The 13,856-nt window shown below is 68.0% G+C and carries 9 protein-coding genes; 4 read left to right on the plus strand and 5 right to left on the minus strand.

The genetic code is table 11. The features are described from left to right. Positions 1-10 precede the first annotated feature (10 nt). From ACEN9G_RS29005 to ACEN9G_RS29015, 3 genes are all read right to left on the minus strand, one after another. Entirely contained in the window at positions 11-2,326 is a 2,316-nt protein-coding gene (locus ACEN9G_RS29005) for an outer membrane beta-barrel protein (protein WP_483127384.1), read from the minus strand. A 77-nt stretch (positions 2,327-2,403) separates the two neighbouring features. Beyond that, the gene (locus ACEN9G_RS29010) at positions 2,404-4,200 is read right to left on the minus strand and encodes a hypothetical protein (protein ID WP_483127385.1); all 1,797 of its coding nucleotides are present in this window, start codon (positions 4,198-4,200) and stop codon (positions 2,404-2,406) included. A gap of 81 nt (positions 4,201-4,281) precedes the next feature. Next, positions 4,282-6,156, minus strand: coding sequence for a hypothetical protein (locus ACEN9G_RS29015; protein ID WP_483127386.1), 1,875 nt, complete (start codon positions 6,154-6,156; stop codon positions 4,282-4,284). A gap of 129 nt (positions 6,157-6,285) precedes the next feature. Here ACEN9G_RS29015 and ACEN9G_RS29020 point away from each other — a divergent pair, with 129 nt between their 5' ends. Then, complete coding sequence (locus ACEN9G_RS29020; RefSeq protein WP_413346276.1) at positions 6,286-6,636, plus strand: hypothetical protein; 351 nt, start codon at positions 6,286-6,288, stop codon at positions 6,634-6,636. A gap of 2 nt (positions 6,637-6,638) precedes the next feature. Here the strand turns inward: ACEN9G_RS29020 and fdhD are convergent, their stop codons facing one another. Then, positions 6,639-7,478 (minus strand): formate dehydrogenase accessory sulfurtransferase FdhD, encoded by an 840-nt coding sequence (gene fdhD, locus ACEN9G_RS29025; protein ID WP_483127387.1) that lies wholly within the window; start codon positions 7,476-7,478, stop codon positions 6,639-6,641. A gap of 17 nt (positions 7,479-7,495) precedes the next feature. Then, positions 7,496-8,599, minus strand: coding sequence for a catalase family protein (locus ACEN9G_RS29030; RefSeq protein WP_483127388.1), 1,104 nt, complete (start codon positions 8,597-8,599; stop codon positions 7,496-7,498). Positions 8,600-8,775: 176 nt separating this feature from the next. Between ACEN9G_RS29030 and ACEN9G_RS29035 the strand changes: the two genes are divergently transcribed. The 3 genes from ACEN9G_RS29035 to ACEN9G_RS29045 all read left to right on the plus strand — a co-directional run bounded on the left by ACEN9G_RS29035 (position 8,776) and on the right by ACEN9G_RS29045 (position 13,855). Beyond that, positions 8,776-11,091: an FdhF/YdeP family oxidoreductase gene (locus tag ACEN9G_RS29035; protein ID WP_413343476.1), complete on the plus strand. Its 2,316-nt coding sequence runs from the start codon at positions 8,776-8,778 to the stop codon at positions 11,089-11,091. A 111-nt stretch (positions 11,092-11,202) separates the two neighbouring features. Further along, the gene (locus tag ACEN9G_RS29040; protein WP_413343478.1) at positions 11,203-11,829 is read left to right on the plus strand and encodes a helix-turn-helix domain-containing protein; all 627 of its coding nucleotides are present in this window, start codon (positions 11,203-11,205) and stop codon (positions 11,827-11,829) included. A gap of 55 nt (positions 11,830-11,884) precedes the next feature. Continuing rightward, positions 11,885-13,855, plus strand: coding sequence for a peptidase U32 family protein (locus tag ACEN9G_RS29045; RefSeq protein ID WP_483127389.1), 1,971 nt, complete (start codon positions 11,885-11,887; stop codon positions 13,853-13,855). Position 13,856 lies beyond the last annotated feature (1 nt).

Consider the following 13,856-nt stretch of genomic DNA (forward strand, 5'->3'; position numbering starts at 1 on the left):
GCGCAGGCGTTCAGAAGCCCCCGCCGCCTCCGCCGCCGGGTCCGAACCCGCCACCGCCATTGCCGAAGCCGCCGCCAGGGCCGCCTTCGCCGCGGCCGCCGCGGAACATGCCGCGGTTGCCGTTGCGCAGGCGCTCGTCGCCCGTCACGCCGCCCCACTGGTAGCGCAGGCCGATCTGGACGATGCGGGGCTGGCTCACGTTCAGCGTATGCAGCCGGAGCACCTCGTTCTCGATGTCGCTCTCCATGTTCCCGGTATGGAAAACGTTGTTCACGTTGAGGTTCAGCGACAGGCGCGGCGTGATGCGGTGCATCCACGTGAAATTCGTCATCGTGACGGCGCTGTTGATGCCCTGGCCGTTCAGGGTGGCGCCGTTGCGGTTGACGCTCAGCTGCAGCGATTCCATGCCCACCTGGTACGCGAGCCGCAGCTTGATGTTTTCCCGGTGGTTCGTCTGCTCCACGGCCGTCGTGTCGGTCGTGAAGTTGGAGATGCGCTGGCGCTTCTCGTTGGCCAGCGTCGCCCCGAGGTTGGCGGACAGGCCCGGCACGAACAGCTGGCGCACGTTGAAATTCAGGTCGACGCCAACGGAATCGTTGGCGCCGAAGTTGATGGGCGACGTCACGATCACGTTCGGATCGCTCGCGAGCGCGTAGCTGCGGTTGCCGACCACGGGCGACTCGCGCCGCTTGAACAGGACGAAGCTGCTGTCGACGCCGAAGAAGCGGTCGCGGTACGCCAGCTCGAGCAGGTCGTTATTTACAGGCTGCAGGTGCGGGTTACCCTGGCGTGCGCTGAAGTCGCTCAGGTAGACGAGGTTCGGGTTCAGGTCGCGCTCGTTCGGCCGCGCGATGCGGCGCGCCGCGCGGAACTGCAGCATGCCGTCGGCGCCGATGTCGCGTGTCGCGTAAAAGCTCGGCAGCCAGTTCATGTAGTGATACTTGTCTTGCTCGTCCAGCAGGGGCTGGTGGACGTCGAGTTCCGTGTACTCGCCGCGCAGGCCGCCCTGGATACTGAGGTTCTTGCCCAGCTTAGTGGACAGGATGCCGTAGACGGCCGCGTTGCGGTCGTTCGATTCGAAATCGCTGATGCGGCTCGACACCGGCACGTACTCGCCCGTGGCGGGGTCCTGCCCGAGGTAGTTCGTCGGATTGTTCGTCTTGCTGTCCGCGACCTTCGCGCCGGCCTTCAGGTGCCACGTGTCCCAGACGTTGCGCTCGTAGTCGACGGAGATGTCGAGGATGCGGTTGCGGCGGTCGGTCGAGCGCAGGCTGTTCGCGATGAACGGGGTCGGGCGCAGGCGGTAGTCGTAGAAGACGTCCGAATCGGAATGATTGTTCTGGCCCGTGTAGCGCAGGTCGAACTTCAGGTCTTCGCCCGGCGCGCCGCTCTTGTGGTCGTACGATGCGCCGATGCCAAAGTTCTCGGCCGGCGAGCGGCTCTGCGACCGGCTCGTGAAATCGGCCAGCGGCGAGTCGTCCGCCGCGAACCGCCGGGTCGAGGTCGTGCTGTCGCTCTCGTTGCGGATCTTCGAATAACTGACGGTGGCGCCGGCCTGGTCGCGCTCCCCGACGTTGTACGTGAACGTCGACGCGAGGTTCAGCGATTTCGACCGGCCCTGCCGGTTGCCCACCGAGTCTTGCGAGTCCTTGACGGCGCCGGTGGCCGGGTCGAGATCCTCCCGCTGGGACTCGTTATGGCTGTTGCGCACGTACTCTCTCACACCGATGTTGCCGGAGATCGAGTACGGGCCTTCCGCGTGCTCGCCGTTGAGGAACGCGTTGCCGCGGCCCTCGGTGCCCTTGTTGACGCTCATGTTCGCGCGCGAGCCGGCCTTGCGGTTGCGCTTGAGGACGAGGTTGATGATCGGCCCGCTGCCGCCCTCGTTGCCGAATTCGGCGCCGGGCACGTTGACAACCTCGATGGATTCGATGGCCTCGGCCGGGAACGCATTCAGCGCGTCGCCCCGGTTCTGGCCCTGGAATTGGGCGTCGCGCTTGCCGTTGACCATGATCTGCACGTTCTGGTTGCCGCGCAGCGCCACGTTGCCGTCCTGGTCGACCGTGACCGACGGAACATTGTTCAGGATGTCGGCGGCGGACGCGTTGCTCACGCTGATGTCGTTCTTCAGGTCGTAAACATCGCGGTCGACCTTGTTGGTCGGGCGCGTCGCGACCACCTCCACGGTCGCGACCCCGTCGTCGGACTTCGTGTCCGGTGCGGCCTTGGCGGCGGGCGGCGCCGTTTGTGCGAACGACGCCGGTACGGCGAAACAGGTAACGAGTAAGGCGGGAAGGATTTTCAGCGCGTGCTTGGTCGGAATCATCGAACAGGATCAGTGAGTGGAAACGCCGGAGCATGAATCCGTATTCCTCCGGGTCCCCATAAAAGTTCCAGCTTTTTTTAGCGGCTCGTCGGCGGGTTCAGCAACGCCTTGGAGGGATCCGGGTTCTGCATCTGCTGCTCGAAAAAGCCCCGGGCGTCCTCCAGCCCCGCATTGTATTCGACGTCGCGCATCACGCTGACCTGGTCGATCGTCCATTCGCTGAAGCCGCCGGCACCCGCCACCAGGCGCATTTCCGCCGTGATGTCGGCCAGGCTCAGGCCCCCGTCCAGGCGGCGCTGGAACGCCGCCGCCCACGCGGCCGTGGCCGGGTCGCGGACGTCGTTCTCCAGCGTGCGCAGGATGTGCTCGGCCGTGGGCACGTCGACCCGGTAGCAGGACGCGAGCACCGCCGCGCGCGCCAGCGTGCGCGCATCCCGGCCCGTGCGCCACGCCGTCAATACGCCGTCCAGTGCTTCGGGACTGGGCTTGCCGCCGGCCAGCAGCGACAGGTCGAGCGCCGCCAGCGCGACGGCGCCGGCGCCCGGATCCCGCTCGCGCGCCCGCGCGAGACCGGCGCGGGCGGCGTCGAGGTGCGGCGCGCGTGCGCCGGCGTCGAGATGCGCGGCCAGCTTCAGGTGCGCCCGCGCCAGCAGCAACAGCACGTCGGGGCCGGCATCGGCATGGCGCGCGGTCTTCTCCAGCCACGGCAGCGCGGCGGCCGGATCGCCCCAGTCGACGCGGGCCCGGTTCAGGGCCAGTTGCCCCGCTTCGACGTTCGGGACGGCACCGGCGTCGGCCGTCAGCGTGCGCAGCAGCGCCTCCCCCTGCGCGGGTGCCGGACAGGCCTTCAAGGCCGCGTCGGCGAGCATGAAGCCGCCGGACGTCGCGGACATCGTCGTGATGGCGATCTCCGGACGCGGACCGGGCGGCTGCTCCACGCGCATGACCTCGGCCCGCTGCAGCCGGTAGCGCCACAGCGCGGTCGACGCATCGCCCACGTCCAGGCCGAACGCGTCGCGCAGTGCGGCGGCCGGGTCGGCACCCTGGTGGACGGCATTCAGGAACGTCCCCAGCTTCCTGCGCCGTTCGCCGGCCCCGAGGATGTAGTGCGCGAGGAGCCAGGAACGCGCCTCGAATTCCACGCCCGCCGCCCGGCGCCGCGTGTCGGACAGGTTCGCGAACGGACGCGGTCCCAGTACGTCGGCATAGTCGAGGTTGTAGCGGTGGCCCTGGTCGAGGAAATAGAAATACCGGCCCACGCCAGGCGGCGTGCGGCCGATCACCATCTGCGTCGCGCCGAAGCGCACGCCCGCGAAATAATTCGCGAAGCCTTCGATCCAGGCGGACGGGCCGCGCACGTCCGTGTGACGATACAGGAAGTGGCGTGCATACGCTTCCGACGCGTACGAAAGTCCTTCGTCGAGGGGCGTCTTGACGAGCTTGTCGTCGTCGATGGCGGCCAGCGGCGCCGTCCGCACGAGGAAGCCCTGGGTGCCGTCCGTGCAATCGCGGAACAGCGCGATGCCGTTGGCCGGGCGGTCCGCCGCCACGCGGTCGAGGTCGCGCACGTCGTTCAGGTACACGAGGTTCAGCTTGGCCTCAGGGCCGGCCGACTTGGGGCGGTAGTCGTCCGTGTACACGCGCAGCAGGCTGTCGAGGCGCTCCAGGTGTTCCACGAGCCGGGCCACGTCGTCGCGCGGCGCGTCGGACAGGACGACCACGTGGGCGCTCTCGGCCCGCACCCACGACGACGTGCTCCGCTGGCCCGTGACGACGATGCTTTGCGGACCGGCGTCCTGTGCAAAACAGGCGCCGCCCACGAGCGTACAGACGGCGGCAACGGCCGCCGCCGACCTTTTGAATGGTGAACCCACGATTCCCGACTCCTTGACAGTATTTACGAATGTACAACCCTGTCATTCTACCGGGATCGTTGCCGATTGCACATTATATATTCAGTGCCGGGCGTCCGATGGCGCCCGTACCGGCACGGATTGCCGCCCCGCCCGCGCCGGCGCGGGCGTCCGCCCGGACGGCGGCTTCGGCACGACGGCCGTGATCCGCACGTCCTTCAGCCGCCAGCCGGCATCTGCCACCATGAGCTCCGACTGTCCTTCGATGCGTACGGGCCGCCCATTGATCAGCGTGTGCGCCGAGCGCCAGGCGACGACGGCCTGCGGCGTCCTGGGGACGTCCGGCGCGATGCCGTGGACGGTCGTCCCATCGATGACGAGCTCGCCGAAGTGTGCCGCGCCGTCCGGCCGGACCGTGCCGCCGGCCCCATCCGGACGCTGGCCCGCCGCGCACGCGCACGCACCGGCCAGGGTGCCGTCCAGGCCGGCGAACAGACTCGGCATATGCTCGCGCAGGGCCAGGTAGCGCCGTGCCTGCGCCGCGCCATGGTCCCACAGCGCGCCGCGCAGGGCCGGGTCGCGGTCCAGCTTGGAGTTCGCGCCCAGCGGCATGCCGGCCGCCGCCTCGACAGCCGTGCAATCCATGACGATGCGGTCGACCCGCACGAGCTTGTCGCGCCGCTGCGCCGCCGCGCTGGCGGGGGACGCATCGTCGCCGCGGCCGCTTTCCATGCGGCGGTTGATCGCATCGACGAAACCCAGTTCCTGGTTCATGGCCAGATTGCCGCCCAGCGCATTGCGCACGTCCCAGATCTCGCCGCCGTTGAGGGCGATATGCGGTCCGTCCGCAGCTAGCCTGGCCTGGCTGGGATTGATCTGCACGACCCAGATGGCGTCCGGCTTTCTGTCGTCGTCCGCCACGCCGGACAGGAAGTTGCGGATCGGCGGATTCTGCGAGAACAGCCCGTCCCACAAGGTCAGTGGACGCGGGGCGAGCGTCGTCTCGTCGAGTCCGGCCATCTCGTGCGCGCGGAACAGCCACGGGACGGCGGCGGACGCCAGCACGGCGTCGAGCGAGATGCCGCCGTCGCCCGGCGCCCGCTCGGAACTGAACGCGACGAATTCCCCTTCGTGCAATTCCACGGCGCCCAGCAGCAGGCGCGGGATCGGACGCAAGGTGAGGCGCACGGCATCGGCAAGCTGCCCCAGCGCCTCGGCGTCGAAGCGCACCGCGGGCGGACGCCACCGCTCCAGCGCGGCGTGGAGCAGGCTGCCGGGCTGGACGCCGATCTGCGCCATGCGCGCGCGCAGGCGGTCGGCGGCGCCGAGCTTGTTCGCAATGCGGCCCTCGACCGCGCCCCGGTCCGCCCGGTAGCGTTCCTGGCAGGGTGCCGTGGGCGGGAACATGGCCGCCTCCAGGTCGCTGCGCAGCCAGCGCTCCACCTCGGCCGGAATACTGGCGAACTCGCCCAGCAGCGCGACGAGCGGCCAGTCCACGCCCGGGCGCAGCAGCGCCGGCAGCGAAAAGAAGTCGGGGCGCATCCAGGGATTGTCCGGCCCGAGCATGCGGGCCAGCGCCGGCCACGCGGTCGCGTTCCATAGCTCCATGCCCGCGAGCGGCCCAACGTACGGGCTGGATTTGATGTCCCAGCCGCCCAGCGCGGCCAGGTCGGCAAGGCCGCGGCAGACGTGATTGACCGTCGACTCGACGAGGCCGAGCGCGGAATTGCCCTGCCAGAACGCGTCCAGCCGCCGCCCGGCCTCCGGCGCGCCGCCCGTGATGAAGCCGTACCAGCCGAGCAGCGCGCTGATGGCGCCGCCGGACGTGCCGCTGATCGCGACGAGCGCCGTGCGGGCGGCGCCGTCCTCGTCGCCACGGTTGTCGAATTGTTCCAGCAGGATCGGAAGGACGCCGCCCGTGTACGCGGCGTGGCTGCCGCCGCCCTGGCAGGCGATTGCGATGTGATTGGTTGCCATGAGACCTCCCGGCACAAGGGGTTGGATGACCCTCCCGCACCGTTAGGCAGGCCGCGGCGCGCACGGTTCCCTATTGCTTTATTGAAATGCGTCACGAATAATAGAGCGACAATCATTCTCGACCGCACCATGAAGCAACCGGAAGACCTGAGCACGATCGAATTGCCGCTCGACGCGGCGCTGGCGAAGAAGCGCGGCCGTCCGCCGAAGGAGGACAAGCTCAGCGACGCCGAGCGGGCCCGCCGCTACCGCGCCCGCCAGAAGATGCGGCCGAAGGGCGCGTGGAATTACGAGCAGGTCACGACCCAGACGCGCACGGAGATCGAACGCCTGCTGGGCAGCGCGTCGACGCGGCCGGCCGGGGAAGCGGAATTGGTGGCGCAATGGGCGTACGGCATGTTCCTGCTGTGGGACCGCGTCACGGCCCAGCGCCAGCAGGCGGCCGACCGGGATGCGTTGCTGGCGCTCGTCTCCGGCTGATGTTACGCGCCGGGCAGGCCGAGCCGGTCGGCGTGCGTGTAGCAGACGAAGTCGTTCCCGCGCGCGAACGCGAGCAGGGTCAGGCCGGCTTTATCCGCCAGCTCGACGGCGGCCAGGGTCGGCGCCGACATGCCGACCAGCGCCGGCACGCCCGCCACCGCGGCCTTCTGCGCCATCTCGAAACTGACCCGGCTGGTGATCAACAGGAAGCCGGCGCCGGGCGCCACGCGTTTCCGCGCCATCGCGCCGATCACCTTGTCCAGCGCATTGTGGCGGCCGACGTCCTCGCGCACGATGTGCAGGGTGCCGTCCATGCCGCACCAGGCAGCCGCGTGGGCGGCGCCCGTCAGCTTCGTCAGCTTCTGTTCCGCGCCGATCGCGCCCAGCGCGCGCCGTACGCCGTCGACGTGAAAACCGCGCGCCGGCGCCAGGGACGGCAACGCGCGGCAGACCTGGTCCAGGCTGTCCACGCCGCACAGGCCGCAGCCCGTGCGCCCCGTCAGGCTGCGGCGGCGCTCCTTCAGCGCCATGAACGCGCTGCCGGCGATCTCGATCTGGACGGCGACGCCGCCCGCGGCGGGCTCGACGTCGATCCCGTAGCACTGGCCCGGCCCCACGATGATTTCTTCGCTCAGTGTAAAGCCGAGCGCAAAGTCTTCCAGGTCGGCCGGCGTCGCCATCATGACGGCGTGCGAGATGCCGTTGTAGACGAGCGCGACGGGGACCTCGTCGACCACCAGGTCGTCCACCTCGGCAAGTACGCCCGCGCGCATCCGCAGCACACGCCGCGGATGCGCCGTGAGCGGCAAGGCGTCGGTCTCGGGATCGTGAAGGGGATTCATCGACGCCGATGATACCATCAGCGCCGCGCCGCGGCTTTCACCCCCTCGACGTCGCGCGGCTCCGCGATCGCGCTGCCGTTGCGCTCCGCGCGGAAGCGCTTCGACATCGCATACACCGCCTTGCGCACCCGCATGATCGAGCCGAGCGGACGATGCGCGGCCAGCGCATGCCACGGATTGAACTGCATGCCGTCGTCGACGAGGCGTGCCAGGTCGTCGCCATACGCCTTCTGCGGCGCCGCGCGCAGGCGCGCCACGGTCACGTACGGGCTCAGGTCTTCCGGCCATTCGACGGACGCGTCCTCGATGGGCATGCGGTCGATGTCCGTGCACAGCTGCACCCGCAGTTCCCACTCGCCGCCTTCGCTCGCGAAGTGTTCCACGACAGCGTCGCGCAGGCCGTCCGGCCGGCCCTTCAGGTCGACGTGGCTGCCCGCGAGCGCCGCCAGCGCGGGCGCCACGGGCGCCACCTGCACCTTCGCCATGTAGCGGCCGTACAGGATCGGCACCTGGCTGTAATACGTCTCGCCGAGCGGATGCGTCTCGGGATGGCCGCCCAGCGCCTTCAGCGTCACGCTGTCGCCGCCGACGGCTTCCACCGCCTGTTCGGCAGCGCGCGCCACTGCGGAAAACAGGCGCTTGAGGTTCGGCGCCTTGTCCGTCGTCGCGGCCAGCAGTTTCGCGCTGCCGAGGAATGTCTGCGCGTTCGGTGCGCTGAACACGGGACCGTTGACGAGCACGAAGTCCTGCGTGACGTCGTGCTCGCTGCCGCCCACGCGCGGGCCTTCGACGCCGACGACCTTGATCCCCATGCCGCGTGGCGTGGAGACGTCGTCCGCCAGCACGTCGCCCGGCGTCGTCGACAGCCGCAGCACGACGGGATACGTGCCCGGCTGGGCGAACAGGCCTTGCGCGTACGCGTCCGGCAACCCGGTCTCGACGGTCAGCTCGCCCACCAGCAGGCCGTGCGTCTTGGCGTGCACGCTGCGCAGCGCGCGTCCGGAATCCTCGTACGTCTTCGTGGAAATGCTGCGCATCGTCGTCTGCAGGTCGAAGCTGGTCTGCGCTTCGTCGTCTTCCAGGCTTTCGAAACGCGGTTCGAACGGGATCGGGGAGGTCATGATGGAATCCGGTGGTTTGAATGATGATGAGCAGATCATCGGCGCGCGCGAGCTCGGCGGTCTGTGCAACGCCGTACGGAGTGCGCGGATTTGCCGATCTTGCGTGTGCGCTGTCGAACAGACATGGTTGCGCCATCGGATCAAGCTCCACGGTATCGCGCACTGGGAGTCTGATCATGAGCAAGCACGGCGGCAATCCGAACGAACCGAACGAACCGCAAATCCCGGCCGGCGGCTGGGGCTCGGTGAAGGAAGTCACCACGATCCTGCTGAAGGAACGCGTCCCCCTCGAGGGCACGCAGTTGCTGATGCAGCAGAACAAGCCGGACGGCTTCATGTGCGTGAGCTGCTCGTGGGCGAAGCCGGCCCATCCGCATCCGGCCGAGTTCTGCGAAAGCGGCGCCAAGGCGACGGCGTGGGAAATCACGAGCAAGCGCCTCGACCCGGCATTCTTCAAGCGCCATATGCTGCGCGAACTGGAAGGCTGGAACGACCATGAACTCGAGGAGGCGGGCCGCCTGACGGTGCCCATGCGCTACGACAGCGCGCTGGACCGCTACGTGGAAATCACCTGGGACCGCGCATTTGCCGAAATCGGTGCCGAGCTGCGCAAGATGGATCCCACCCAGGTCGCGTTCTACAGCTCGGGCCGCGCCTCGCTGGAAACGTCGTACATGTACCAGCTGCTGGCGCGCATGTACGGCAACAACAACCTGCCCGACAGTTCCAACATGTGCCACGAAAGCACGTCCGTCGCGCTGCCGAAGACGATCGGCGTGCCGATCGGGACCGTCGTGCTGGACGACTTCGAACAGACCGACTGCATCTTCTTCTTCGGCCAGAACGTGGGCGTGAACAGCCCGCGCATGCTGCACCAGCTGCAGGAGGCGAGAAAGCGCGGCGTTCCGATCGTCACGTTCAACCCGCTGCGCGAGCGCGGCCTGGTCAGCTTCGTGAACCCGCAATCCCCGGTCGAGATGCTGAGCGGCCACGAGACCGTGATCAGCACGCAGTACCACCAGGTGAAGGCCGGCGGCGACGTGGCGGCGCTGACGGGCCTCTGCAAGGCCGTGCTGGAGGCGGACGAGCGCGCCCGCACGACCGGCGGACCGCGCGCCCTCGACACGGCCTTCATCGAAGAACATTGCCACGGCTTCGACGAGTTCGCGGCCGCCATGCGCGCGCGCACGTGGGACGAGATCGAAAAGGAATCGGGTCTCGCGCAAGGCCAGATCGAGCAGGCGGCCGGCACCTACCTCCGTGCGAAACAGGTGATCGGCATCTACGGCATGGGCCTCACGCAGCACCGCAACGGCGTGCTGAACGTGCAGATGCTCGTCAACTTCCTGCTGTTGCGAGGGAATATGGGCAAGCCGGGCGCGGGCATCTGCCCGGTGCGGGGCCACTCGAACGTGCAGGGGCAGCGCACGGTCGGCATCACGGAAAAGCCCGAGCTGGCGCCGCTGGACAAGCTGAAGGAGCTGTATGGCTTCGAACCGCCGCGCGACAAGGGCATGAACACGGTGGAGATGTGCGAGGCGATCAAGGCCGGCAAGCTGCAGGCGTTGATCAGCCTCGGCGGCAACCTCGTGCGGGCCGTGCCGGACCACGGCCAGATGGATGCGGCCTGGCGCGCCGTCCCGCTCACGGTGCAGATTTCGACCAAGCTGAACCGCAGCCACCTCGTGCACGGCAAGACGGCGTACCTGCTGCCCTGCCTGGGCCGCATCGAGATCGACCGCCAGGCCAGCGGCGAGCAATCCGTGTCGATGGAGGATTCCACCGGCTGCATGCACGGCTCGCGCGGCCGCGCCGAACCTGCTGCGGACACGCTGCTGTCGGAACCGGCCATCGTGGCCCGCCTGGCGAAGGCGACGCTGGACCCGAATCCGAAGGTCGACTGGGATGGATGGGTGGCGGACTATGCGAAGGTGCGCGACGCCATCGCCGCGACGTACCCGAAGATCTTCCACGACTTCAACGAGCGCATGTGGCAGCCGGGCGGCTTCCGCAAACCGCTGGCGGCAGCGGACCGCAAATGGAACACGCCCACCGGCAAGGCGAATTTCACCGTGCCGGACACCTTGTCCGCGGACCCCGACATGCCCGTGCCCGAGGACGCCCTGCGCCTGTTCACGGTGCGCAGCGACGGCCAGTTCAACACGACGATCTACAGCCTTGAAGACCGTTTCCGGGGCGTGCAGGACAGGAACGTCCTGTTCATGGCCGGCACGGACATGGCCCGCCTCGGCCTGGCCGATGGTGACATTGTCACAGCCAGCACGGCCATCGACGATGGCGTCGAGCGCAAGGTCGAAGGCTTGCGCGTCGTGGAATACAGCGTGCCTGCCGGCTGCGTTGCGGGCTATTTCCCGGAGTGTAATCCGCTGATTCCCCTCTGGCACTATGCGAAGGAGAGCAAGGTGCCGGCCGCGAAATCCATCGCCATCCGGGTCGAGCGCACGGGTGGGACGGGGCGACCGCTGCATTGACTGTTGCCATTTTGGTATTGCCACGTAAATATTGCTGTCATAGATTGTGATTTTTTGATAGATTCCTAAGTGCATCAGACGGAGTCTTTCAAACAACATGATCTGGCAGCCATGACATCGCCCTACCGCCCGCCCTCACCGGAACCTGGTTTCGACGCCGCCGCCTACTGCAATACCAGGCAGGCGGCAGCCATGCTGGGCGTGTCGCACCGTACGGTGCAGCTGTGGGTGGAAAGCGGCACCCTGGAAGCGTGGAAGACGGCCGGCGGCCACCGGCGCATCGCGCTGGCGTCGATCGAACGCCACGTCGAGCGCCGGCGCCAGGCGATGCTGGACCGTACGGCGCCCGCGCGCTACAAGGTGCTGCTCGTGGACGACGACGCCTCGACCATGGCGCGGTACGAGGGGGCGATGTCCGGCTGGGACCTGCCGCTGGACGTCGTCCGGGTCGGGAACGGTTTCGAAGCGCTGATCCGCATCGGCGAGACGCGGCCGCACCTGCTCGTCGGCGACCTCAGCATGCCGGGCGTGGACGGCCTGCGCATGATCCGCACGCTGCGTGCGAGCGAGGCCTACCGCGACATGGCCATCGTCGTCACGAGCGGGCTGGATCCGGCCACGATCCGGGCCATGGGCCTGCCGGACGACATCCCCGTGCTGCCCAAGCCGGTGGCGCCCGAGGCGCTGCGCACGGCCATCGAAGACGTCCTGCACGTCGAGGTGCACGCCGAACGGTGACATAAGCCCTTGATCTGGCTATAATTTCCGCCTTCGTCAGCCAGGATCACCCGCCATGTCACTGCTCGCCCACCAGCTCGAACTGCTGTCCCCCGCCAAAACCGCCGAGATCGGCCGCGAAGCCATCCTGCACGGCGCGGACGCGGTCTATATCGGCGGGCCCGCATTCGGCGCGCGCCACAACGCCAGCAATACACTGGAAGACATCGCGGGCCTCGTCGAATTCGCGCACCGCTACCGCGCGCGCATCTTCGTCACCATGAACACCATCCTGCACGACGCCGAACTGGAAACGGCCGAAAAGCAGATCCGCCAGCTGTACGATGTCGGCGTCGACGCGCTGATCGTGCAGGACATGGCGATGTTCGAACTGGACCTGCCGCCGATCCAGCTGCACGCGAGCACCCAGTGCGACATCCGCACCGTGGAAAAGGCGAAATTCCTGTCGCAGGTCGGCTTCTCGCAGCTGGTGCTGGCGCGCGAGCTGACCATCGAACAGATCAAGGCCATCCGCGCCGAGGTCGACACGCCGCTGGAGTACTTCATCCACGGCGCGCTGTGCGTCGCGTTCTCCGGCCAGTGCTACATCTCGCACGCGGACACGGGCCGCAGCGCCAACCGCGGCGACTGCTCGCAGGCGTGCCGCCTGCCGTACACGCTGTCGGACGGCCAGGGCCGCGTCGTCGCCTACGAAAAACACCTGCTGTCGATGAAGGACAATGACCAGAGCCGCAACCTGGAAGCGCTCGTCGACGCCGGCATCCGCTCCTTCAAGATCGAAGGCCGCTACAAGGACATGGGCTATGTGAAGAACATCACCGCCCACTACCGCCTGCTGCTGGACGAGATCCTGGAACGCCGTCCGGAACTGGCGCGCGCGTCGAGCGGCCGGACGCAGGTGATGTTCACGCCGGACGTCGACAAGAACTTCCACCGCGGCCACACGGATTATTTCGCGCAGGGCCGCCAGCAGACCATCGGCGCCTTCGATTCGCCGAAGTACGTGGGCGTGGAACTGGGCACGGTCGCGCGCATCGGCGGCGACAATTTCGATCTCGTCACGAATTCGCCGATGGCCAACGGCGATGGCCTGAACTACATGCACAAGCGCGAGACGGTCGGCATCCAGGCGAACACCGTGCAAAAGCTCGGTGAGGACGAAGACGGCCAGCGCTGGCGCGTGTTCCCGAACGAGGGCCTGGCCACGTTGCCGGGCCTGAAGGTCGGCACCGTCATCCACCGCAACCGCGACCACCAGTGGGAAGCGGCCCTCAACAAGAAATCGTCCGACCGCAAGGTGCGGGCGGACCTGCGCCTGGAAGACACGGCCGAAGGCCTGCGTTTGACTGTCACCGACGAGGACGGCATCACGACGACAACCGAAGCGAGCCTCGCGCTGCAGCCGGCCCAGCAGGCCGACCAGGCACTGGCGGGCCTGCGCACGAGCCTCGCCAAGCTGGGCAACACGATGTTCGAAGCGGGCACCATCGATGTCGCGCTGACGCAGCCGTGGTTCGTGCCGGCGAGCGCGATCAACGGCCTGCGCCGCGACGCCATCGCCGCCCAGGAAGCGGCGCGCCTCGCGGCATGGCGGCGTCCGGAGCGCGCCCAGCCGGTCGAACCGCCGGCCGCGTACCCGGACACCCAGCTGAGCTACCTGGCCAACGTCTACAACGAGAAGGCGCGCGCGTTCTACCACAAGCACGGCGTGCAGCTGATCGCGGCCGCGTACGAGTCGCACGAGGAACCGGGCGAAGTGTCGCTGATGATCACCAAGCACTGCCTGCGCTTCTCGTTCAACCTGTGCCCCAAGCAGGCCAAGGGTGTGCAGGGCGTGCAGGGCCAGGTGCGCGCCGAGCCGATGACGCTCGTGTCCGGCGCCGAAACCTACACGCTGAAATTCGATTGCAAGCCGTGCGAGATGCATGTGATGGGCGCGATGAAGCCGGGGATCCTGAATTCGCCGCCGCCGTCCGCCATTCCGTACAGCCCGCTCGTCTTCCACCGCCAGCGTCCGCGCGCATGAG

This window comes from Massilia sp. Masssp94 (genome assembly GCF_059491305.1).